The 21,709-nt window shown below is 74.3% G+C and carries 18 protein-coding genes; 7 read left to right on the forward strand and 11 right to left on the reverse strand.

Features of this window, described 5'->3' with window-relative positions; genetic code table 11:
- Window positions 1-26: 26 nt before the first annotated feature.
- Entirely contained in the window at window positions 27-2,864 is a 2,838-nt protein-coding gene (gene uvrA / locus ACGFI1_RS33290) for an excinuclease ABC subunit UvrA (protein WP_138639620.1), read from the reverse strand.
- 246 nt (window positions 2,865-3,110) lie between these two features.
- Window positions 3,111-3,902, reverse strand: coding sequence for an MBL fold metallo-hydrolase (locus ACGFI1_RS33295; RefSeq protein ID WP_386865231.1), 792 nt, complete (start codon window positions 3,900-3,902; stop codon window positions 3,111-3,113).
- 69 nt (window positions 3,903-3,971) lie between these two features.
- On the opposite strand from ACGFI1_RS33295, the gene ACGFI1_RS33300 reads away from it, so the two are divergent.
- Entirely contained in the window at window positions 3,972-4,718 is a 747-nt protein-coding gene (locus tag ACGFI1_RS33300) for a maleylpyruvate isomerase family mycothiol-dependent enzyme (RefSeq protein WP_392791127.1), read from the forward strand.
- 2 nt (window positions 4,719-4,720) lie between these two features.
- Here ACGFI1_RS33300 and ACGFI1_RS33305 read toward each other — a convergent pair whose 3' ends face one another.
- The 3 genes from ACGFI1_RS33305 to ACGFI1_RS33315 form a co-directional block, all read right to left on the reverse strand.
- Window positions 4,721-5,410, reverse strand: coding sequence for a Crp/Fnr family transcriptional regulator (locus ACGFI1_RS33305; protein WP_387069841.1), 690 nt, complete (start codon window positions 5,408-5,410; stop codon window positions 4,721-4,723).
- A gap of 141 nt (window positions 5,411-5,551) precedes the next feature.
- Window positions 5,552-9,349 (reverse strand): tetratricopeptide repeat protein, encoded by a 3,798-nt coding sequence (locus ACGFI1_RS33310; RefSeq protein ID WP_392791130.1) that lies wholly within the window; start codon window positions 9,347-9,349, stop codon window positions 5,552-5,554.
- A complete protein-coding gene (locus tag ACGFI1_RS33315; RefSeq protein ID WP_392791132.1) occupies window positions 9,346-9,834 on the reverse strand; it encodes a hypothetical protein in 489 nt (162 codons plus the stop codon). The genes ACGFI1_RS33310 and ACGFI1_RS33315 overlap by 4 nt, the downstream gene beginning before the upstream one ends.
- A 190-nt stretch (window positions 9,835-10,024) precedes the next feature.
- Here ACGFI1_RS33315 and ACGFI1_RS33320 point away from each other — a divergent pair, with 190 nt between their 5' ends.
- Both ACGFI1_RS33320 and ACGFI1_RS33325 read left to right on the forward strand, forming a co-directional pair.
- Window positions 10,025-10,690, forward strand: coding sequence for an MBL fold metallo-hydrolase (locus ACGFI1_RS33320; protein ID WP_138640634.1), 666 nt, complete (start codon window positions 10,025-10,027; stop codon window positions 10,688-10,690).
- Window positions 10,691-10,724: 34 nt separating this feature from the next.
- Window positions 10,725-11,357 (forward strand): ATP-binding protein, encoded by a 633-nt coding sequence (locus ACGFI1_RS33325; RefSeq protein WP_386865222.1) that lies wholly within the window; start codon window positions 10,725-10,727, stop codon window positions 11,355-11,357.
- Here the strand turns inward: ACGFI1_RS33325 and ACGFI1_RS33330 are convergent.
- Window positions 11,350-12,591, reverse strand: a complete 1,242-nt coding sequence (locus ACGFI1_RS33330; RefSeq protein ID WP_392791135.1) for a hypothetical protein — start codon at window positions 12,589-12,591, stop codon at window positions 11,350-11,352. The genes ACGFI1_RS33325 and ACGFI1_RS33330 overlap by 8 nt on opposite strands.
- A 160-nt stretch (window positions 12,592-12,751) precedes the next feature.
- Here ACGFI1_RS33330 and ACGFI1_RS33335 point away from each other — a divergent pair, with 160 nt between their 5' ends.
- The 3 genes from ACGFI1_RS33335 to ACGFI1_RS33345 are packed head-to-tail and all read left to right on the forward strand — an operon-like array spanning window position 12,752 to window position 15,309.
- Entirely contained in the window at window positions 12,752-13,837 is a 1,086-nt protein-coding gene (locus tag ACGFI1_RS33335; protein WP_387069834.1) for an S-(hydroxymethyl)mycothiol dehydrogenase, read from the forward strand.
- Window positions 13,837-14,481: an MBL fold metallo-hydrolase gene (locus ACGFI1_RS33340; RefSeq protein ID WP_392791137.1), complete on the forward strand. Its 645-nt coding sequence runs from the start codon at window positions 13,837-13,839 to the stop codon at window positions 14,479-14,481. Before ACGFI1_RS33335 ends, ACGFI1_RS33340 begins: the two co-directional genes overlap by 1 nt.
- Window positions 14,482-14,532: 51 nt before the next feature.
- Window positions 14,533-15,309: a hypothetical protein gene (locus ACGFI1_RS33345; protein WP_392791139.1), complete on the forward strand. Its 777-nt coding sequence runs from the start codon at window positions 14,533-14,535 to the stop codon at window positions 15,307-15,309.
- On the opposite strand, the gene ACGFI1_RS33350 is transcribed toward ACGFI1_RS33345, so the two are convergent.
- Both ACGFI1_RS33350 and ACGFI1_RS33355 read right to left on the reverse strand, forming a co-directional pair.
- The gene (locus tag ACGFI1_RS33350) at window positions 15,306-16,898 is read right to left on the reverse strand and encodes an adenylate/guanylate cyclase domain-containing protein (RefSeq protein ID WP_301175213.1); all 1,593 of its coding nucleotides are present in this window, start codon (window positions 16,896-16,898) and stop codon (window positions 15,306-15,308) included. The genes ACGFI1_RS33345 and ACGFI1_RS33350 overlap by 4 nt on opposite strands.
- 74 nt (window positions 16,899-16,972) lie before the next feature.
- Window positions 16,973-17,467 (reverse strand): winged helix-turn-helix transcriptional regulator, encoded by a 495-nt coding sequence (locus ACGFI1_RS33355; RefSeq protein ID WP_138639896.1) that lies wholly within the window; start codon window positions 17,465-17,467, stop codon window positions 16,973-16,975.
- Between the two features lie 97 nt (window positions 17,468-17,564).
- On the opposite strand from ACGFI1_RS33355, the gene ACGFI1_RS33360 reads away from it, so the two are divergent.
- Window positions 17,565-18,962 (forward strand): MFS transporter, encoded by a 1,398-nt coding sequence (locus tag ACGFI1_RS33360; RefSeq protein WP_392791142.1) that lies wholly within the window; start codon window positions 17,565-17,567, stop codon window positions 18,960-18,962.
- Between the two features lie 48 nt (window positions 18,963-19,010).
- On the opposite strand, the gene ACGFI1_RS33365 is transcribed toward ACGFI1_RS33360, so the two are convergent.
- Genes ACGFI1_RS33365 through ACGFI1_RS33375 form a run of 3 tightly spaced genes read right to left on the reverse strand, consistent with a single transcriptional unit; the run spans window position 19,011 to window position 21,698 of the window.
- Window positions 19,011-20,402 carry a vWA domain-containing protein gene (locus ACGFI1_RS33365; protein ID WP_392791144.1) on the reverse strand — a complete coding sequence of 464 codons (1,392 nt, stop codon included), beginning with the start codon at window positions 20,400-20,402 and terminating at the stop codon, window positions 19,011-19,013.
- 1 nt (window position 20,403) lies between these two features.
- On the reverse strand, window positions 20,404-21,273 hold the full coding sequence (locus tag ACGFI1_RS33370; RefSeq protein ID WP_301175215.1) for an AAA family ATPase: 870 nt from the start codon (window positions 21,271-21,273) through the stop codon (window positions 20,404-20,406).
- Window positions 21,270-21,698: a hypothetical protein gene (locus ACGFI1_RS33375; RefSeq protein ID WP_387069826.1), complete on the reverse strand. Its 429-nt coding sequence runs from the start codon at window positions 21,696-21,698 to the stop codon at window positions 21,270-21,272. Before ACGFI1_RS33375 ends, ACGFI1_RS33370 begins: the two co-directional genes overlap by 4 nt.
- Window positions 21,699-21,709: the final 11 nt, after the last annotated feature.

Here is a 21,709-nt window from a genome sequence, read left to right on the forward strand (position 1 = left end):
CGCGGGCGCCTCGAACCGGCCCCGGTCTAGCCGAGGATCTTCTTGAGGAACTGCCCGGTGTGGCTGGCCTCGACCGCGGCGATGTCCTCGGGGGTGCCCGCGGCGACGACCGTGCCGCCCCGGGAGCCGCCCTCGGGGCCCATGTCGATGATCCAGTCGGCGGTCTTGATGACGTCCAGGTTGTGCTCGATCACGATCACCGTGTTGCCCTTGTCGACCAGGCCGTTCAGCACGCCGAGGAGCTTGCGGATGTCCTCGAAGTGCAGGCCGGTGGTCGGCTCGTCCAGCACGTAGATCGTGCGCCCCGTGGAGCGCTTCTGCAGCTCGGACGCCAGCTTGACGCGCTGCGCCTCGCCGCCCGACAGGGTCGGCGCGGGCTGGCCCAGCCGGACGTAGCCGAGGCCGACGTCGTTGAGCGTCTTCAGGTGCCGGTGGATCGCCTTGATCGGCTCGAAGAACTCGGTGGCCTGCTCGATCGGCATGTCGAGCACCTCGGAGATCGTCTTGCCCTTGTAGTGGACCTCCAGGGTCTCCCGGTTGTAGCGGGCGCCGTGGCAGACCTCGCACGGGACGTAGACGTCCGGCAGGAAGTTCATCTCGATCTTGATGGTGCCGTCGCCGGAGCAGTTCTCGCAGCGGCCGCCCTTGACGTTGAAGGAGAACCGGCCCGGCTGGTAGCCGCGCACCTTCGCCTCGGTGGTCTGCGCGAACAGCTTGCGGATGTGGTCGAACACGCCGGTGTAGGTCGCCGGGTTCGAGCGCGGCGTGCGCCCGATCGGCGACTGGTCGACGTGCACGACCTTGTCGAGCTGGTCGACGCCGTTGACCCGCTTGTGCTTGCCGGGGACGGTCTTCGCCCCGTTCAGCTTCTTGGCGAGCGAGTTGTAGAGGATGTCGTTGACCAGCGTCGACTTGCCCGACCCCGACACACCGGTGACGGCGGTGAGGACGCCGAGCGGGAACGCCACGTCCACGTCGCGCAGGTTGTTCTGCTGCGCGCCCTTGACGGTGACCTCGCGGCCCTTGGCGCGCGGCCGGCGGATCTGCGGGACGGCGATCTCGCGCCGCCCGTCGAGGTAGGCGCCGGTCAGCGAGCGGTCGGACTTCTTCAGGTCCTCGACGGTGCCGGACACGACGATCTCGCCGCCGTGCTCGCCCGCGCGGGGGCCGATGTCGACGATCCAGTCGGCGGCGGCGATGGTGTCCTCGTCGTGCTCCACGACGATCAGCGTGTTGCCCATGTCGCGGAGCCGGATCAGCGTCTCCAGCAGCCGGTGGTTGTCGCGCTGGTGCAGGCCGATGGACGGCTCGTCCAGCACGTAGAGGACGCCGACCAGGCCCGACCCGATCTGCGTCGCGAGCCGGATGCGCTGCGCCTCCCCGCCGGCGAGCGTCGCCGACGCCCGGTCGAGGGTGAGGTAGTCGAGGCCGACGTCCAGCAGGAAGCCGAGCCGGGCGTTGATCTCCTTGAGCACCCGCTCGGCGATCTTCTTCTCGCGCTCGTTCAGCTCCAGCGCCAGCAGGAACTTCGCGGCCTCGCCGATCGGCAGCGCGGCGACCTCGGCGATCGACATCCCGCCCATGGTGACGGCCAGCACGACCGGCTTGAGCCGGGCGCCCTCGCACGTCGGGCACGGGATCTCGCGCATGTAGCCCTCGAACCGCTCCCGGCTGGAGTCGCTCTCGGACTCGGCGTGCCGCCGCTGGATGTAGGGGATCACGCCCTCGTAGGCGGTGTAGTACGACCTCGTCCGGCCGTAGCGGTTCTTGTACCGCACGTGGACCTGGGTCTCGTGACCGTTCAGGACGGCCTTGCGGGCCTTGGCGGGCAGCTTGTGCCACGGGGTGTTCAGGTCGAACCCCATGGCGTCGCCGAGGGCCGACAGCAGCCGCAGGAAGTAGTCGCTCACGTGCCCGTTCGACCACGGCTGGATGGCGCCCTCGCCGAGGGTCAGCTCCTCGTCCGGCACGACCAGCTCGGGGTCGACCTCCATGCGCGTCCCCAGCCCGGTGCAGTCGGGGCAGGCGCCGTAGGGCGAGTTGAACGAGAACGAGCGGGGCTCCAGCTCCTCGAACGACAGGTCGTCGTAGGGGCAGTAGAGGTGCTCGGAGTACATCCGCGTGCGCTGCTCGTCGTCCTCGGGGAGGTCGACGAAGTCGAGGACGATCGTGCCGCCCGCGAGCCCGAGCGCGGTCTCCACCGAGTCGGCGAGGCGCTGGCGCGCGGAGTCCTTCACCGAGAGCCGGTCGACCACGACGGAGATGTCGTGCTTCTCCTGCTTCTTGAGCTTGGGCGGCTCGTCCAGGCGGATCATCTGCCCGTCCACCAGCGCCCGGGAGTAGCCCTTGGACTGCAGCTCGCGGAACAGCTCCAGGTACTCGCCCTTGCGCCCGCGGATCACCGGCGCCAGCACCTGGAAGCGGGTGCCGGGCTCCAGTTCCAGCACCCGGTCGACGATCTGCTGCGGCGCCTGCCGGCTGATCGGCCGGCCGCACTCGGGGCAGTGCGGGTGCCCGATCCGCGCGTAGAGCAGCCGCAGGTAGTCGTACACCTCGGTGATCGTCCCGACCGTCGACCGCGGGTTCTTGCTGGTCGACTTCTGGTCGATCGACACCGCCGGGGACAGCCCCTCGATGAAGTCGACGTCGGGCTTGTCCATCTGGCCGAGGAACTGCCGGGCGTACGCCGACAGCGACTCCACGTACCGGCGCTGCCCCTCGGCGAAGATGGTGTCGAACGCCAGGCTGGACTTGCCGGACCCCGACAGACCGGTGAACACGATCATGGAGTCCCGCGGGAGGTCGAGCGAGACGTCCTTCAGGTTGTGCTCGCGTGCTCCACGCACGATGAGTCGGTCATGCACGGTGTGAATCCGGTTCCTCTTCTGGGGCGCGGCGATCTGGAGAGAGACGGGCCGTCTCAAGGCTAGCCACGGGGTAGGACAGAATCCCCCGACTCTGTAACGACGGCGCCCGCCGCCGCATTTCACGAAGCTACCCGCCCGTCCCCACCGGTCCGGACGGCACACCAAACCGTACACGTGTTCGAACATCGCCCGCCACCACAACACCCGAACCCCACGCGCCCCACGGGGCACCCCCTCCAGGGGCTACTCGTCGTCCAGGGCGTAGCTGAGGTAGCGGTCGGCGGAGCGGCGGACGGCGTCCTTGCCGTCGGTGTAGACGATCTTCTTCCACCAGGCGCCGTAGACGCGGTCGAAGTCGTAGGGCTCCAGCAGGCGCAGCGCGCGCCGGACGGTGCGGGGCCGCTCCGGGATGTAGTTCGGGTAGCTGTACATGAAGCTCACCCAGTCGCGGTCGTTGACGACCTGAAGGATGTCGCCGGAGAACAGGGCGCGGGCGTCCCGCCAGTGCAGCACCTGGCCGCCGTCGAAGTGGACGCCGGCGTTGATGAGCGTGAGGCCGTCCGCCAGTTCGTGGGTGTCTCCCTCCCAGAAGACGACCGCGTCGTCGGGGCGGGCCACCCACCGGCGGTCGGCCTCGTGGATGTAGACGGGGGCGTCGAACGCGTGCGCCCACTCGATCATGGTGCCGTAGTAGTGCGGGTGGCTGATCGCGATCGCGGAGACGCCGCCGAGGTCGTTCACCCGGCGGACCAGGTCGTCGTCCAGGTAGGTGATCATGTCCCAGAGGACGTTGCCGGACGGGGCGCGCAGCAGCAGGGCGCGCTGGCCGATGGCGAAGGACGGCTCGGTGCCGATCCCGACGATGCCCGGCCCCTCCTCGGCGATCCGCGCCCGGTGGTTCTCGCGGAGCTCGGTGAGGGTCGTCCACCGCTGGCCGTCCCAGCCGACGTACTGGCGCTCGTCCTCGCAGATGGGGCAGTCGGGCCGGGGTCCGCCGTACTGGGCGCCGCAGGTCGCGCAGATCGGAAGGTCCATGATCACCACTCTGGCACGGGACGGGCGGGTGCGACAGGATGGAGCGTCGTTTCCGGCCGAGGAGGGGTCATGGACTGGCGGGGCGTGATCGGGGAGCTGGACGCGGGCACGGAGCGCATCATCGGGACGCTGGAGGGGCTCGGCGAGGCCGGGCTGCGCGGCCCGTCGGCGCTGCCGGGGTGGAGCCGGGGCCATGTCGCCACGCACATCGCCCGCAACGCCGACTCCCTGTGGAACCTGCTCGAATGGGCGCGGACGGGCGTGGAGATCCCGCAGTACCCGAGCCTGGACAAGCGCAACGCCGACCTCGACGCGGGCGCGGGGCGCAGCGGCGCCGAGCTGGTCGCGGACGTCCGCGCGACCGCCGAGCGGTTCGCCGAGCAGGCCCGGAGCCTGCCCGAGGAGGTCTGGAACGCTCCGGTGAAGGCGATGCAGGGCTGGGCGCATCCGGCCTGGTACACGGTGTACCGCCGGTGGAACGAGGTGGAGGCCCACCACGTCGACCTCGCCGCCGGCTACGGGGCCGCCGACTGGCCCGAGCCCTACGTCCGGTGGGCGGCGGCCGCGACGCTGGCGGACATGGCGGCCCTGCCGGGCAAGTCGCGCGGCCAGCTCGCCGGGTACCGGATCACCGCGACCGACTCCGGGGAGTCCGCCGACCTCGGCTGGGCGGCGGGCGGGCCGGAGGCGTCGGGGTCGGGGCGGGCGCTGCTCGGCTGGCTGTCCGGCCGCACCGGCGGGGAGGGCGTGCACGTCCGCCCGGACGGCCCGCTGCCGGTGCCGCCGCCCTGGCCGCACCCCCCGTCGGGGTTCTAGCGTCAGTCGCGGCCGGCGAGGCGGCGCAGGGCGCCGGCGGAGCGGACGACGATCGCGTTGCGCGCGACGGTGAGGCCGTCGCGCAGCGGTTCGGCGGCGAGGATCTGCGCGACCTTCCGGCGGCCCATCCCGGCCCAGCGGCCGAGGTCCTGCTGGGAGATCGGGATCTGGACGTGCACGCTCTCCTCCGGCGCGCCGTCCGGCCCCTCCTCCTTGACGGGGGTGCCGAACCGCCCTGCCAGCCGCAGCAGGCGGCCGGCGAGGCGGCGCTCGGGGTCGTCGGGGAAATGGGCGACGCGCAGGTCGTTGGCGTCGCGCAGCCGCTCGGCGAGGACGGCGGCGACGGCCCAGACCGCGCCGGGGTGGGCGTCCAGGACGGCGCGGAACCGGGCGGCGGGCAGCACGAGCGCCTCCACCCGGGTCATCGCCTCGCAGTTGGCGTGCCGGATGCCGTCGTCCGCCGCCTCCACCTCGCCGACCAGGTCGCCAGGGCCGAGGACGTCGAGGATGGCGGTCTCGCCGTCCCGGTCCACCCAGACCTTCACGGCGCCGGCGCGCAGCACGAAGACCTGGGACGCGCGGGTGTGCTCGCGCATCAGGAACGCGCCCGGCCTGATCACCACCGGGGTTCCGGCGGCGTGCAGCGCCTCCCTGGCACGCGGGCTCAGCGCGTCCCAGAACGGGGTCTCCACCCTCTCGCCTCCTTCCCTCCGGGGCCGCGACGCGCATACGTGTCCTCGTCAAGTGAACGCGGCGTCCCGCGGAAAGAACTGCCCGTCCTCCAGCCCCGCCCGTCGCCGATCATTGGACGAGCTCCGCGCGAACTTCACTTTTCACATGTCGAGTGATCTTTCCGATTCAAGCAGGTTGTCGAGGGCGCGGACGCGCCGGGCGCAGTCCGCCGCGGCGGCCCGGTCGCCGAGCGCGCGGTGGGAGTCGCCGAGCAGCTCCAGCGCCGCCCGGAGGCCGCGCCGGTCGTCCATGTCGCGGCGGACGACGATCTCCGCGCCGACGTGCTCGACCGCGCGGGCGTGCTTGCCGAGCAGCTGGGACGCGCGGGCCATCGTGTGCAGCGCGTGCGCCTGCTCGCGGGCGGCGCCCAGCTCGGCGGCGAGGTCGAGGGCGCGCCGCCCGGTCTCCAGGGCGTCGTCGGCGCGGCCGAGGTCGAGGTGGATGGCGGCGAGGTGGACCAGGCCGGTGGCCTCGCTGTGCCGGTCGCCGACCTCGCCGAGGAAGCGCAGCGCCTCCGACTCCTCGGCGAGCGCCTCCTCCGGGCGTCCGGCGCGGCGCAGCACCGCGGCGAGGGTGTCCAGGCCGACGCCGAGGCCGTACCAGTCGCCGCCCGACCGGCGCAGGTGCAGCGCCTGCCGGGCGGCGTGCTCGGCCTCCACGGGCAGGCCGAGCCAGGAGTAGGTGCGGGCGAGGCTGCCGAGGGTCCCGGCCATGCCGCTGCGCGCGCCGAGCTGGTGCCACAGGTCGAGGGCCTCCAGGCCGAGGACGAGGGCCTCCTGGGGGCGGCCGAGGCGGCGCATCACGACCGACAGGTGCTCCAGGTCGTGGGCCTCGCCGTGCTGGTCGCCGATCTCGCGGCGGATCTCCAGCGCGCGCAGCAGGTGCTCGCGCGCCTCCCGGTACCGCCCGAGCCGCCAGTGAACGATCCCGATCTGCGCGAGCGCCTCGGACTCGCCGTGCCGGTCGCTGGTGTCGCGGTGCAGGCGCAGCGCCTCCCCGCAGTAGGTGAACGCCTCGGCGAACTTGCTGGCCTCGCACATCAGCATCCCGAGCGTGGTCAGCGCGCGCGCCTCCCCGTGGCGTCCGCCCAGGGCGCGGTAGGTGCGCAGGGCCTGCTCGGCGTCCTGCTGCGCCATGTCGCGCAGGCCGAGCGCGGCGTTCATGCGGGCGAGCTCGGTCAGCGCCTGCGCGGCGCCGTGCATGTCAGCGAGCTCCTGCCGGATGGACAGCGCTTCCAGCGCGTGCGTCACGGCCTCGTGGACGTTGCCCTGGCGGCGGTGGACGCCGGCCACGGTGATCAGGGTCTCGGCCACGCCCGCCTGGTCGTCGATCCGGCGCCGGACGGCGAGCGCCCGGTCGGCGTGCTCCAGCGCCGTCTCGTAGTCGCCGATGCCCAGGTGCGCGCGGGCGAGCGTGCTGCGGCTCTTGGCCACTCCCCCGTCGTCGCCGAGCCGCTCGTGGATCTCCAGGGACCGCCGCGCGTGGTCGATCGCCGTCAAGTAGCGGCCGAGGACGACGTGGACGTCCGCGAGCGTGGCCAGCGTGACGGCGTCCCCGTACGGGTCGGGCGGGTCGGCGGCCCGGAACCCGCGGCGCGCGTCCTCCCCGTAGCCGATGGCCTCGACGGAGGCGCCCAGCTCGAAGTGGGCGACCGCGAGGTTGTGCAGCATCACGGCCGCCGCCGGCCAGTCCTCCTCGGTGCGGGCGGCGTGCAGGCCCGCCTGCTGGACGGCGATGTTGTCCTCGCTGTAGCGGCGGAACTCCTGGAAGTCGAACAGCGCGTCGGCGAGTTCCCAGCAGGTGCGGTGCAGGCCGAGCCGGGCGGCCTGGTGGACGGCGGCGACCAGGTTGCGCCGCTCGGCCTCGAACCAGGCGAGCGCCTCCGCGCGCTCGTCCGCCGACGGGCGGCCCCGCGCCCCGCCCCGGTGCACGGTGGGGCGGGGCCGCCCCGGCAGCGCCGCGCCGGCCGCGCGGGCGTCGGCGAGGTAGCCGGCCAGCAGCCGCCGCTGCGCCGCCTGCCGCTCGCCGTCGGAGTCCTCGCCGAGGCCGCGCTCGCGGGCGAAGTCGCGCAGCAGGTCGTGCATCCGGTAGCGGCCGGGGCCGACGTCCTGCACGAGGTACGCCTGCCGGAGGCCCTCCAGGCACTCGCGGGCCTCATCCGCCGTCCGGTCCTGGAGGGCGGCGAGCGCGGCGGGCGTGAAGTCGGGGCCCGCGACGAGCCCGAGGCGGCGGAACGCCTCCCGCTGGTCGCGGCGCAGGCTGCGGTAGGCGACGTCGAACGTCGGGTCGACGACGGCGCTCAGCCCCGGCCCCGGCGTCCCGGGCGGGGCGCCGCCGGGGGCGTCCCGGGCGGCCAGCTCGCGGACGGTCCCGGCGATCGACTCGCCGGGGTTCTCGGCGAGCCGGCCGGCGATGACGCCGAGCGCCAGCGGCAGGTGCCCGCACTCGCGGGCGAGCCGCTCGACGGCCCGGTGCTCGTCGCGGACGCGGGCGTCGCCCGGCCCGAGGACGTTGGCGATGAGGTCCACCGCCTCCTGCGTCGCCATCTCCCGCAGCTCCAGCGTCCGGACGTCGGCGCCCTCCAGCAGCGCGGGCAGCCGCCGCCGGCTCGTCACCACCACCAGCCCGGAGGCGACCGCCGCCAGCAGCGGCCTGACCTGCTCGGGCTGGACGGCGTTGTCGAGGATCAGCAGCATCCGCCGGCCGCCGAGCAGCGACCGGCACTGGGCCGCCAGCTCGTCCTCGGTGCGGGGCAGCTGGTCGCCGGGGACGCCGGCGGCGCGCAGCACCTGCCCCATCGCCTCCGCCGGGGTGACGGGGCTGCGGGTCGTGCCGCGCAGGTCGGCGAACAGCGCGCCGTCGGGGAACCGGTCGGCGACGCGGTGCGCCCAGTGCAGCGCCAGCGTCGTCTTGCCGACCCCGGCCATGCCCTGGACGACGACCGCGCGCGGCCACACCGACTGGCCGACGAGCAGGTCGAGCTTGCTCAGGCTGACCGCCCGTCCGGCGAAGAAGGGATTGTCGGCGGGGAGCCGCACCGCGGTGGGGCGGCCGCCCGGCGGCTCCAGCCGCACCGGCTCGCGCGCCGCGATCGCGGCGTCCCCGGCGGGCTCGGCGGGCTCGGCGGGACGGGCGGGCGCGGCGCCTGCGGCGGGCCACTCGTCCCCCCAGGGGCTGGCGGCGCGGCGCAGCCGCTCGACGTCGAGCACGGTCAGCGGCCGGGGCCGCTGGTGCAGGATGCCCTTGGCGCGCCAGGACCGGAACCACCGCACGAGCGTCTCGCGGGAGATCCCCGCCCAGTTCGCCAGCTCGGCCTGGCTGAGCTTGAGCGGGATCCGCGTCCCGTCGCCGGGGCCGGGCTCGCCGAACCGGTGCGCCAGCTCCAGCAGGTGGTAGGCGAGGCGCTGCGGGTGGTCGGCGGCGCGGACCGCGTGGCGGCGGCCGCCGAAGGTGACGCTCTCGGAGATCGCGTGCATCATCGCCTCGGCGACCCGCGGGTTCGCCGCCAGCAGGCTGCGGAACGTCGCGCGGTCCACGCGCAGCGCCGCGACGTGGTCGAGCGCGGCGACGCTGCCGCGCTGCGGATGGCCCCACGGGCCGAGGAAGCCGACCAGGTCCCCGGCCCCGAACAGATCGATGATCGACTCGTCGCCGTCGCTGGAGTCGACGAACTCCTTGGCGACCGCGTTGCTGGCCGCGCGCGGCGACGCCTTGAACACCACGTACACGGCGGGGGCCACCGACCCCTGGTGGCACAGCATCCCGCCGGGCGGGATGTCGGTGCGGCGGCCCATGGCGCGCAGGGCCTGCCGGTCGGCGGGGGCGAGCCGGTCCCAGAAGCTGCCCGGCCGGACGTCCGGCACGTGGTCGATCTGCCCGAGGTCGGTCAATCCGGTCACCCGCCCGCCATCGCCGCCGCCAGCGTCCAGAAGAGGAACAGCACGGAGGTGGCCGCCGCCCAGGCGACGGCCTGCCAGGACAGCTCGCCGCAGCGGTGCGCGGCGGCCAGCAGCCGGCGCAGCTCCGCGTCGCGGACCCGGTCCTCCAGCGCGACCGCGGACCCGAACGGCGTCCACGGCACGGCCGGGTCGACGGGCGAGCCGGTGCGGGCGCGGACCTCGCCGAGCACCGCCAGCAGCGTGCGGCGGGACCGGGCGGCGTACCCGGCCGAGACCGCGAACGCGCCGGCGAGCACCGGCAGCAGCGCCAGCGCGGGCAGGCCGGGCAGCCCGGCCGCGAGCCGGGACGCGGTCCCGGCGAGCACGAGGGCGAGGAACACCGCGGCGACGGCGGAGTCCCTGCCGCTGAGCCGGACCAGCTCGCAGGCGTGCCCGAGGAGGTCCTCGGGCTTCTCCCTGTCCGGTCCGGGACGGAATGCGGTCACCAACGCTTCCACCGTCCTCACGCGTCGAACCTGATCTTCCAGTTCCCATGGTGCGGTGGCAAGCGGGAGATTTCCGTCCGCCCGCGCACGGTTCGGCTGCGTCTGGCGACTCATTCCGTCGGCGGGCCCGGCGCGCCGTCCGCCGCGCGATGATGGAAGATGGTCTCCGCACCACCGACGGGGAGGACCCATGACCTACACCGGGAACGTCGAGACCGGCGGGCGCCCCGACACCCGGGAGCTGCCCGGGCTGTCGGTCACGAAGGTGAGCGTCGGCCCGTACGACAACAACGCCTACATCCTGCGGTGCACGGCGACGGGCGAGCGGCTGCTGATCGACGCGGCGAACGAGGCGTCCCGGCTGCTGGAGCTGGTCGGCGACGGCCCCCTCACCCGCGTCGTCACCACCCACCGCCACCAGGACCACTGGATGGCGCTGAGCGAGGTGGTGCGCGCCACGGGCGCCCCGGTCGCCGCGCACCCCCGCGACGCCGACGCGCTGCCCGAGCCGGTCGCCGAGCCCGTCGAGCACGGCGACGCGATCCGCTTCGGGCGGGTGTCCCTCGACGTCATCCACCTGCGCGGCCACACGCCGGGCTCGATCGCGCTGCTGTACGACGCGGGCGGCGAGCTGGCCGACCGCCCGCACCTGTTCACCGGCGACAGCCTCTTCCCGGGCGGCGTCGGCAACACCTGGGGCGACCCGACGCGGTTCAAGCAGCTGCTGTCGGACGTCGAGGAGCGCGTCTTCGACCGCCTGCCCGACGCCACCTGGTTCTACCCCGGCCACGGCAAGGACTCCACGCTCGGCCGCGAGCGGCCCTCGCTCCCGGAGTGGCGCGCGCGGGGATGGTGACGTCCGGCCCGGAACAAGCGGTGCGGGGTGTTCGTTGGCCCCTTCACCACCGGGCCGAGACCAGGAGACGACCATCCACGAACTCCACGAGGTGGATCCGGGGCCGGCGCTGCGCTACCCGGCGGGCTCCCTCGTGCTCGTCGCCGGCCTGCCGGGGGCCGGCAAGAGCACCCTGCTCGACCGGCTCTACGGGCTGCGCGGCGACGAGACGGCGCCGGTGCCCGCCGGCGGCGCGCTGGTGATCGACTCGCGGCAGTCCCGCAACTGGTGGGCGCGGTTCCTGCGCCCCCTGCCGGTCCGGCTGCGCACGCCGATCGTCCACGCGACGCACGTGTGGCGCATCGGGCGCGCGGTCCTCGCCGGGCACGGCGTCGTCGCGCACACCCGCGGCACCTGGCCGCACATCCTGCACCTGTTCGCCTGGCTGGCGCGGCGGCGCGGCGGCCGGCTCCACCTGATCCTCATCGACGTCGCCCCGGAGACGGCCCGCGCGGGCCAGTTCGCGCGGGGCCGCGTCGTGACGTCCGCGACGTTCAACCGGCACTGCCGCCGCTGGGGGCCGATCGTCGACCGCGCCCGCGGCGGCGACCCCCTGCCGCCCGCCGCCGGCGTCACCGTCCTCGACCGCACGGCCGCCGACAAGCTCCAGGCCATCCACTTCACCTGAGGGCGGCGAACCAGCGGACGGCCTCGGCGGTGCCCGCGAGGTTGGAGCCGAGGTGGCGGGAGCCCCCGTAGAGGGTGTCGTCCAGGTCGACGACGTCGACGCGGGCGCCGCGCCGCCCGAACGATGCGGCGCAGTTGTCGGTGTTGGCGGTCACCGCCTGCTCGTCGGCGGCCATCTTGTAGAGCCGGACGGGGACGCGGGGAGTCCAGGCGGTGCAGACCTCCACGTCCACGCGCAGCGCCTCGGCGAAGGTGCCGGACGGGTCGCGCAGCAGGTCGAGGCCGCGCGGTTTGAGGAGTTCATCGAGCGTCCCCGGAAGGCCCTTGAGCATCACGGGGCCGGGGGTCGTGCCGTCGAAGTACTTCTCGACGCGGTCCGCGTACTCGTCCTCGAACACCTCCGACGGCGTCCGGTAGATGCCGCCGTAGACGCGGTTCCAGGACGTGAGCAGGTACGCGGTGTAGGCGACGGACAGCTTCGGGTCGAGGTCGCCGTCGAGCAGGGCCGGCAGTTCGGCGCCCCGGAAGTCGTACGCGCCGCTGATCGGCGCGACGGCGGCGAGCCGGAAGCGGGGGTCGGCGCCCTCCTGGAGGGCCCGGGCGAGGCCGAGCGCGGACGACGCGCCCTGCGAGAACCCGGTCGCGAAGACCCTGCCGTCCAGCGCGTGGCCCCGGCGCGGCGCGAACTGGCGGGCGGCGCGGAGCATGTCGAGGGACGCGCTCGTCTCGGACGGCACGTGCTTCCAGGGGTGCACGCCGGGGCCTTCGCCGAGGCCCAGGTAGTCGGGTGCGACCGCCGCGAACCCGGCGGCGGCGTAGGTGACGGCGGGCCCGGCGCCCCACACGTCGCCCGACGTCGAGGGGGCGTCCGGCTTGTAGCTGGTCGTGCCGTGCGTGTAGGAGACCGTCGGCAGGCGGTGTGCGCGGGTGCGCGGCAGGACGAGGAGGCCGCTGGCCGTGGTGGCCCGGCCGCGGGTGTCGACCGTCCGGTAGACGAGGCGGTAGATGTCCACGCCATAGCCGACGGATGCGGCGTCGAAGTCGTCGGCGGCCAGCCAGGTGCGCACCTCCGCGGCGGACATGGTGCCGAGATGGGTGTCCGAGACGAGGTGGCCGCGCGCGGCGTGCTCCCGCCCGGCGGCGGGGCGCTCGAACGCGGCGGCCGGGACGGCGGTCGCGGTGACCGCGGCGGCGGCCAGGAACGCGGCGGTGAGCCGGATCGTGGTGCGTGTCATGGCGGCCAGCCTCCCGTCCGGCCGGCCGGACGCACCTCGCGCACGCGGACGATCTCGCTCCTCATACCTGCGGGGGTGTTCCGCCGAGCAGAAGGGTGCGGGCGGGCAGGCAGGGAGGCGGATAGGGTCGTGGAAGATCCAGAGGACGGAGGCGGCAAGGATGGCGCAGCAGGTACGCGGGGTCGTGGCACCGGGCAAGGGGCAGCCGGTGCGCATCGAGACGATCAACATTCCGGACCCGGGGCCCGGGGAGGCGGTCGTCCAGGTGCAGGCGTGCGGGGTGTGCCACACCGACCTGCACTACCGCGAGGGCGGGATCAACGACGAGTTCCCGTTCCTGCTCGGGCACGAGGCCGCCGGGATCGTCGAGTCGGTCGGCGACGGGGTCACCGAGGTGGCGCCGGGCGACTTCGTGGTCCTGAACTGGCGGGCGGTGTGCGGTCAGTGCCGGGCGTGCCTGCGGGGCCGGCCCTGGTACTGCTTCAACACCCACAACGCCGCCCAGAAGATGACCCTTGAGGACGGCACCGAGCTGTCGCCCGCGCTCGGGATCGGCGCGTTCGCCGACAAGACGCTGGTGGCGGCCGGTCAGTGCACGAAGGTCGACGCGGCGGCCAAGCCCGAGGTGGCGGGGCTGCTCGGCTGCGGCGTGATGGCCGGGCTCGGCGCGGCGATCAACACCGGGCAGGTGGGGCGCGGCGACACGGTCGCGGTCATCGGCTGCGGCGGCGTCGGCGCGGCGGCCGTGCTCGGCGCCCGGCTGGCCGGCGCCGCGAAGATCATCGCGGTGGACCTGGACGAGCGGAAGCTGGCGACGGCGTCCGGGCTCGGCGCGACGCACACCGTCAACGCCAAGGAGGCGGACGTCGTCGAGGCCGTCCGGGAGCTGACCGGCGGGTTCGGCGCGGACGTCGTCGTCGAGGCGGTCGGCCGCCCGGAGACCTACGAGCAGGCGTTCTACGCGCGCGACCTCGCCGGGACCGTGGTGCTGGTCGGGGTGCCGACGCCGGAGATGAAGCTGGAGCTGCCGCTGCTGGACGTGTTCGGGCGCGGCGGCTCGCTGAAGTCGTCCTGGTACGGCGACTGCCTGCCCTCGCGCGACTTCCCGATGCTCATCGACCTGTACCTGCAGGGGCGCCTGGACCTCGACGCGTTCGTGTCCGAGACGATCGGGCTCGGCGACGTGGAGGCGGCGTTCGAGAAGATGCACCACGGCGACGTGCTGCGCTCGGTGGTGCTGCTCTGATGGCGCAGGCCGCGCCGCGGGCGCGCATCGACCACATCGTCACGTCCGGGACGTTCTCTCTCGACGGCGGGACGTGGGAGGTCGACAACAACGTCTGGATCGTCGGCGACGACGACGAGGCCGTCGTGATCGACGCGGCGCACGACGCCGAGGCGATCGCGGCGGCGGTCGGCGGCCGGCGGCTCGTGGCGATCGTGTCCACGCACGGGCACGACGACCACATCGACGCGGCGCCCGCGCTGCGGGCCGCCACGGGCGCGCCGATCCTGCTGCACCCGGACGACCTCATGCTGTGGAAGCAGAAGCACCCCGGTGAGGATCCCGACGGCGAACTCGCCGACGGGCAGGTCCTCACAGTGGCGGGCACGGAGCTGACCGTCCTGCACACCCCGGGGCACAGTCCCGGCGCGGTCTGCCTGCACGCCCCCGAGCTGGGCACGGTGTTCTCCGGCGACACGCTGTTCAACGGCGGACCGGGCGCGACCGGCCGGTCGTTCTCCGACTTCCCGACGATCATCACCTCGATCCGGGAGCGGCTGCTGACGCTGCCGGCGGAGACGACCGTCCGCACCGGGCACGGAGACTCCACCACGATCGGCGCGGAGGCCCCGCATCTGGACGAGTGGATGGCCCGCGGGCACTGACCGGGATAAGGTCCCCGGTGGTGGGCGGGCGTCCCGAGCCGGGAGGGTGCGATGCGGCGCGCGGTACCGGCGGCGCTGATGCTGTGCGGCGCGCTGGCGGGGTGCGGCGCGCTGGCTGGATGCGGCCAGGACGCCGAGGGCGCGGCGGGCTACGTCCCGCCGCCGGCCGCGCCCGCTCCGGCCGGCCCCGCCCCTGCCCTGCCTGCTCCGACTGCGCCCACCCCGGCCGTGCCCACCCCGGCCGTGTCGGCGCCCGCGTCCGCCTCGGTGCCGCTGGGGCGGCCGGGCGGGTGGCGCGTCACCACCTACTACACGGCGCTTGAGAGCCTCTACGACGGCAAGCGCAAAGCCGTCCGGGGCTGCACGCGGTTCCACTGCTCGCACGGAAAGGAACCGCTCGGCTCATACCCGGAGAACTTCCTGAAGGTCGTCCAGATGGAGGGCAGCGGCCGCATCACCGCCGGGCCGCAGCGGGGCCGGTACCTGAACTGGTCGCACAGCGTCGGGTTCTGGCTGGACGACACGACGCGCGACTCGAAGGGCCGTCCGCTGAAGGCGTGGGCGTCGGCGGCGGCCGACAAGTCGGTGCTGGCGCGGGGGCAGCGGTTCGCGATCGTCGGCTGCGGCGAGGACGCGCACGGCCGCCCGATCGAGGGGCCGGTGTGCGAGGCGTTCCGCGAGGCCCGCTGGACGGTCACCGACCTGTTCCGCCCCGGCTACGGGGGCGAGAACCACGCCGACGTCTACATCGGCGAGGAGAAGGGGTCGCGGCTGTCGGAGTCGCCGTTCTACACGACGTTGAACCGCGCCACCCTCGGCTCGTCCTAACTGGTGACGCGCTCGGGCTGGCAGGGCGAGGCGAGCCGCGTGGCCTGCGTCCGCCCGCGGAGGGTGACCTCCTCCCCGATGAGCCAGTGCTCCTTCTCGTCCGGGTCGGCCTGGTCCACGAGCGAGCCCGCGGCGAGGACGCGCTCCTCGGTGCCCTTGGCCAGGTCGGTGAGGCGGGCGGCCTCGTTCACCGGGTCGCCGATCACCGTGTACTCGAAGCGCTCCTCGGCGCCGATGTGCCCGGCGACGGCCTCCCCCGCCGAGACGCCGATGGCCGCCGCGAGGTCGGGGACGTCGGCGCGCAGCCGGGCGGCCAGCTCGCGGGACGCGGCGAGCGCGCGGCTCGGGGCGCCCTCCAGCGGCAGCGGCGCCCCGAAGATCGCGAGCGCGGCGTCCCCCTCGAACTTGTTGATCCAGCCGCCGTGCGCGCCGATGACCTCGACGACGACGGCGAAGAACTCGTTCAGCAGCCGGACGACCTCGGCGGGCGGCCGGTCGGCGGCGAGCCGGGTGGACCCGATCAGGTCCACGAAGATCACCGCGACCTCGCGCAGCTCGCCGCCGAGGTCGATGCCGCGCTCGACGGCGACGCGCGCGACGTCCGCGCCGACCTGCCGGCCGAACAGGTCGCGGAGCCGCTCGTGCTCGCGCAGCCCGGCGGCCATGTGGTTGAACCCGGCCTGCAGCAGCCCGACCTCGCTGGCGTCGTAGACGGGGACCTCCACGTCCAGGTCGCCGCGCTGCACGCGGGCGAGGCCGGCCCGCACCGACTCGACCGGGTCGGCGATGGCGCGGGCGGCGGTGTAGGTGACGCCGAGCCCGACGAGCAGCGCGATGCCGCCGAGCGCGAGCACCGCGACCGCGAAGTCCCGCACGGTGATCTTCGCGATGAGGAAGCTGCCGATGGCGAGGGTGATCAGCCCGAGGATCGGGACGCCGGTGCCGAGCGCCCAGGCGAGCACCGAGCGGGCGACGACGCCGGGCAGCCCGGTGCGGCTCGGCACCTCGCTGCGCAGCGCGGTGGTCACCGCGCGGCGCAGCAGCCGCTCGGTGAGCAGGTAGACGATCGTGCAGGTGGTGAGGCCGCCGAGCAGGCTCGTCAGGCCGAGCTTGACGGCGAGCAGGCCGGAGAACGGGGCGTTGATGACGACCCAGCCGACCGTCCCGATGCCCCACAGCGTGAGGTGCAGGGCCATCAGCCGCAGCGGCCCGTACAGCAGCAGCGCGCGCTCGTGCCGGTCGGGCTCGCCGTGCCGCTCGACGAGGCGGCGCACGCGGCGGAAGAACCGCTCGCCGAGCAGCAGCCCGACGGGCACGGCCGCGGCCACGTAGGCGGTGAAGACGCTCAGGTTGATGAGCCGGAGCCGCTCGGAGACGTGCCCGACCGGGTCGGGGACGACGACCGTGAACGCGAGCACGACGAGCGCGCCGCCGAGGTTGGCGAGGCCGGTGGCGATCGTGACGAGGACGCGGGCGCGGCGGGCGATCCGGGCGCGCGAGTCGCCGGGGGCGCCGTCGATGAACCGCCACAGGGGACCGAAGATGATCCGCCTGGGCCGGGGCGCAGGCGTCGCCTTTTCGGTCTCCATGGGCGTGCAGGTTATCCGGTCATAACTCGCATATCCCCGTCCGGAGCGCGCGATCTCGGCGAGGGATTGCTCACTCAGGTGCGAATCGGGTCGAGCATCCGGTGCGGCGAGCGCAGCACCAGGCTGACCGGGTCGGTGCGGCGCCGGACGCCGGGACCGGCGTGGATCTCCAGCTCCTCCGGCCGGACCGGCCGCTCGCAGGCGGCGCACATCCCGTCCGGCCCGATCCGGGTGCCGCAGCCGGCGTGCAGGAACACGCGGCACGCCTCGGCGGACAGGTGGTCCTCCGCCCAGCGGGCGAGCGTGTGGACGACCGGCCACAGCTCCCGGCCCGCCTCGGTGAGGACGTAGTCGTGCTCGTCCTTGGCGAGGACGCCGGCCTCCACGAGCGACTGGAGGCGCGCCGACAGCACGGCGCGCGGGATGTCGAGGTGCACGAGGAAGTCGCTGAACCGGCGCACGCCGTAGAAGGCGTCCCGGACGATCAGCAGCGTCCAGCGCTCCCCCACGACCTCCAGCGCGCGGGCCAGCGAGCAGTCCTGCGCCGCGTAGTCCTTGCCGAGTGCCATGCGTCCCACATTACCCGCCAGGTAGTTCATTGACCGAACCACGCGTGCTACCGTAGCGCCGCATTCGGTTCGTTCACTGAACTTGATCGGAGATCGCATGACGACCCTGGCCGCACCGCGCGCGGCGCGCCGCGCGTCCGGCCCGCCCGCCGCGCTGGCGCTGCCGGCCGCCGCGACCCTGCTGGCCCTGATGAACTACTGCGCCCCCGCGGCGACGCTCGCCGACACCGCGCGCGGCCTGCACGCCGGCGCGACCGCGCAGATCTGGCTGATGAGCTCGATCAGCCTGGGCCTGTCCGCGGCGCTGCTCGCCGCCGGCGGCCTCGCCGACGACCACGGCCGCAAGCGGACGTTCGTGATCGGCGCGGCGGCGCTCGCCGCCTCCAGCGTGGCGTGCGCGCTCGCCCCGAACGCGCCGGTGTTCGTCGCGGGCCGGATCGCGCAGGGGGGCGCCAGCGCCGCGCTGCTGGTCACCGGGCTCGGCATCATCGGCGCCTCCTTCGGGCAGGGGCCGCGCCGGGCGCGGGCCACCGGCATGTGGGGCGCGATGGTCGGCCTCGGCATCGCGCTCGGCCCGATCGGCGCCGCCGGGCTGACCGTGCTCGGCGGCTGGCGGCTCTGGTACTGGGCGACGGTCGCGGCGTCCGTCCTGCTCGCCGCCGCGGCGGCCCGCGCGCTGGAGGAGTCCCGGGCCGAGCAGCCGCGCGGCGTGGACGTCCCCGGCCTCGCCACGATGAGCCTCGGCGTCGCGGCGCTGACCGCGGCGATCACCTGGGGCCGCACCGGCTGGACGGCGCCGGGCGTCCTCGCGCTGTTCGCCGCGGCGGCCGTCCTGCTCGCCGCGTTCGTGCTGGTCGAGGCGCGGCGCCGGGAACCGCTGGTCGACCTGGCGCTGTTCCGGCGGCCCGCGTTCCTGCTGTCGGTGACGGGCGCGCTCGCCACCGGGCTCTCCGTGATCGGCATCATGACCTACCTGGCGACGATGATGACCCTGGTCATGGGCCTGTCACCGGTCGAGGCGGCGCTCGTCCTCGCGATCTGGTCCACGCTGTCGTTCGCCGTCGCGATGCAGGCGCACCGCCTTCCGGCGCGGCTGCCCGTCCGGCGCCTGCTGGCCGCCGGGTTCGCGCTCGGCGCCGCCGGCGAGCTCGCGATGGCCGGCCTCGCCCCGGACGGGCACTGGTGGCGCCTCGCCCCCGGCCTCGCCGTCGCCGGCGTCGCGAGCGGCCTCACCAACGCGATGCTCGCCCGGCTGGCCGTGGAGAGCGTCCCCGCGGACCGGGCCAGCATGGGCGCCGGCGCCAACAACACCGCCCGCTACATCGGGGCGTCGCTGGGCGTCGCGATCGTCGGGGCCGTCGCGACCGGCTCCGGGCACGGCCCCGCCGCCCTGGCGCACGGCACCAACACCGCCCTGGTCGTCTCCGCGGTCGCCGGGCTCGCCTACGCCGCCCTCGCCCTGGTCATCCGCGACCGCCGCCCCACCCCCGCCTAAGCGAGTTCCTTGTGGGGGCCGCCCCCCACACCCCCCGATTCGCTTCGCTCAAGCCAGTTCCTCGATGAAGGCGGCGAGTTGGGTCAGGTTGCGACACTCGAACATCGGCACCAGCTCGCCGTAGCGGGACGCGGCGGAGTCGCCGGTGTCCCACCGGCCGCGCGGCTCGGGGTTCAGCCAGTACGCGTGCCGGGCCCGGTCCACCAGCGACTCCAGGACCGGCAGCGACAGCTCCCCGTAGTTGGAGCGCGCGTCGCCGAGGATCAGCAGCGCCGTCTTGGACGTGACGGCGTCGCCGTACCGCTCGTCGAACACCTTGATGGCGTGGCCGTAGTTGGACCGGCCGGTGATCCAGACGAGGTCGGCCTCGGCGGCGAGGCGGGCCATCGCGTCCACGACGTCGCTGCCCGGCGCGAAGTACTTGGTGATCTCGTCGGTGGTGTCGATGAACGCGAACGCGCGGACCTTGCTGAACTGCTCCCGCAGCGCGAACGTCAGCAGCAGCGTGAAGTGCGCGAACGCCGACACCGAGTCGCTGGCGTCGCACAGCACCACCAGCTCGGGCCGGTGCGGGCGCGGCGGCCGGTGGTGGGTGGTGAGCGGCACTCCCCCGCTGGCCAGGGACGCGCGGACCGTCCGGCGGAAGTCCAGCCGCCCGCGCCGGCCGTGCCGCTGCCGCTGCACCAGCCGGGCCGCGAGCCGGCGCGCCAGCGGATGCACCTCGCGGCGCAGCGCCGCCATCTCGGCGCGGGTCGCGCCGGCGAAGTCGAGCCGCTCCAGCGGCGGCCGGACGGTGATCCGGGCGGTCCGCTCGACGCCGGTGTCCTCGGCGATGCGGCGGCGCACCTCCGCGCCGACGAGGTCCTGGAACCGGGCGATGCGGTCGCGGAACGTCCGGCGCGCGACCCGCTCGGCCATCCCGCCGCGCTCCTGCCCGCCGAGGACGGCGTTCAGCAGCCGCGCCATCAGCGTGTCCGGCGACAGCGCGTTCAGGACGCCGGAGGAGAACCACGACTCCTGCCCCGGCGTCCGCCCGTACTCGGCGACGGCCGACCGGGCGAACTGCCGCAGGCCCGCGTCGTCGCCGGACAGCAGCAGCTCCGCCAGCTCGTCCCGGCGCACCCGCACCTGCGGGTCGAGCGCGGGCGGGACGGGCCGCCCGTCGTCGTTCAGCGTCCGCCCCGGGGGCTCCGGCGGCGCCGCCGCGCCGTCCCCGACCGCCGCCGGGAACCACAGGTCGAAGAGCGTGTCGAACGTCGGGCGGTGCTGCGGCCGCTTGACGACCGTCGCCGCGTAGGCGGCGCGCAGCGACTCCCGGTCGAGCAGGTCGATCGCCTGCATGGCGCGGACCGCGTCCAGGCCCTCGGCGACCGACACCGGCAGCCCGGCCCGGCGCAGCTCCGCGACGAACCCCGTGTGCCGGTCGACGAGCGATGCCATGTCAGCCCCGCAGCCCCAGTTCCGTCGCGGCGCGCCGCTGGTCGGAGACGTGCTTGAGGACGACGCCGAGGGTCCGCGCGACGGCGGCCTCGTCCAGCTCGTCCAGGCCGAGGGCGAGCAGCGTGCGCGCCCAGTCGACCGTCTCGGCGATGGACGGCGCCTTCTTGATCTCCAGGTCGCGCAGTGTCCCGACCGTGCGGACGAGCTGCTCGGCCAGCTCCGCCTCGATCCCCGGCACCTGCGCGAGCACGATCTCGCGCTCCCGCTCCGCCGACGGGTAGTCCAGGTGCAGGTAGAGGCAGCGGCGCTTGAGCGCCTCCGACAGCTCCCGCGCCGCGTTGGAGGTGATGAGCACGAACGGGCGCCGCACCGCGCCGACCGTGCCGAGCTCGGGGATCGTCACCTGGAAGTCCGACAGGACCTCCAGCAGCATGCCCTCCACCTCGACGTCGGCCTTGTCGGCCTCGTCGATCAGCAGGACGGTCGGGCCGGTGCGCCGGATCGCCGCCAGCAGCGGCCGCTCCAGCAGGAACTCCTCGGAGAAGATGTCGTCGTGGGTCTGCTGCCAGCCCCGGTCGGCGGGCGCCGCCTGGATGGCGAGGAGCTGCTTCTTGTAGTTGAACTCGTACAGCGCGCGGGCCTCGTCCAGCCCCTCGTAGCACTGCAGCCGGATCAGCTCCGCGCCGGTGGAGGCCGCGACGACCTTCGCCAGCTCGGTCTTGCCGACCCCGGCGGGGCCCTCGACGAGCAGCGGCTTGCCGAGCGCCTGCGCGAGGTACACGGTGGTGGCGATCGCCTCGTCCGCGAGGTAGCCGGCCTCGGCCAGCCTCGCCTCGACGTCCGCGGGCGAGGAGAACATCGCGTCGGTCATCCCTTGCCCTTCTTCGCGACGGCCTTCTTGTACTTCTGGTTGGTCCCGGCGAAGACGAGCGTGGACCTGCCCTCCAGCGTGACGCCCCAGTACGAGGCGATCTGCGGGTCGCCGCCCTGCCACGAGAACCGGAACTTGCCGTCCCCCTCGGGGATGGCGGCGCCGCTCCACAGCTTCTGCCCGCCCCGCACCCACACACCGTTGCCGTCCGCCGTGAACTGGAAGTAGTCCTCGGCCGTGCCGACCCAGCGGCCGACGAGCGGCTTGACGTCGGACGGCTTCACCGCCGGCAGCGGCGCCAGCGTCGTGGCGGCCGCGGACGGGCCGCCCTCCGCCGCCTCCTTCTCCCCGCCTCCGCCGCAGCCGCCCAGCGCGAGCGCGGCGGCACTGACGGCACAGACGGCGAGGACGCTCCGACGCGTCACGCGGACCTCCG

The sequence above is a fragment of the Actinomadura geliboluensis genome (assembly GCF_043197915.1).
Lineage (GTDB): Bacteria > Actinomycetota > Actinomycetes > Streptosporangiales > Streptosporangiaceae > Spirillospora > Spirillospora geliboluensis.

Excerpts from the sequence above, each read along its gene's own strand:
- ACGFI1_RS33295 (WP_386865231.1), bottom strand. The coding sequence starts at position 3,902 with ATGGACCTTCCGATCTGCGCGACCTGCGGCGCCCAGTACGGCGGACCC.
- ACGFI1_RS33300 (WP_392791127.1), top strand. The coding sequence starts at position 3,972 with ATGGACTGGCGGGGCGTGATCGGGGAGCTGGACGCGGGCACGGAGCGC.
- ACGFI1_RS33320 (WP_138640634.1), top strand. The coding sequence starts at position 10,025 with ATGACCTACACCGGGAACGTCGAGACCGGCGGGCGCCCCGACACCCGG.
- ACGFI1_RS33330 (WP_392791135.1), bottom strand. The coding sequence starts at position 12,591 with ATGACACGCACCACGATCCGGCTCACCGCCGCGTTCCTGGCCGCCGCC.
- ACGFI1_RS33335 (WP_387069834.1), top strand. The coding sequence starts at position 12,752 with ATGGCGCAGCAGGTACGCGGGGTCGTGGCACCGGGCAAGGGGCAGCCG.
- ACGFI1_RS33340 (WP_392791137.1), top strand. The coding sequence starts at position 13,837 with ATGGCGCAGGCCGCGCCGCGGGCGCGCATCGACCACATCGTCACGTCC.
- ACGFI1_RS33345 (WP_392791139.1), top strand. The coding sequence starts at position 14,533 with ATGCGGCGCGCGGTACCGGCGGCGCTGATGCTGTGCGGCGCGCTGGCG.
- ACGFI1_RS33350 (WP_301175213.1), bottom strand. The coding sequence starts at position 16,898 with ATGGAGACCGAAAAGGCGACGCCTGCGCCCCGGCCCAGGCGGATCATC.
- ACGFI1_RS33355 (WP_138639896.1), bottom strand. The coding sequence starts at position 17,467 with ATGGCACTCGGCAAGGACTACGCGGCGCAGGACTGCTCGCTGGCCCGC.
- ACGFI1_RS33360 (WP_392791142.1), top strand. The coding sequence starts at position 17,565 with ATGACGACCCTGGCCGCACCGCGCGCGGCGCGCCGCGCGTCCGGCCCG.
- ACGFI1_RS33365 (WP_392791144.1), bottom strand. The coding sequence starts at position 20,402 with ATGGCATCGCTCGTCGACCGGCACACGGGGTTCGTCGCGGAGCTGCGC.
- ACGFI1_RS33370 (WP_301175215.1), bottom strand. The coding sequence starts at position 21,273 with ATGACCGACGCGATGTTCTCCTCGCCCGCGGACGTCGAGGCGAGGCTG.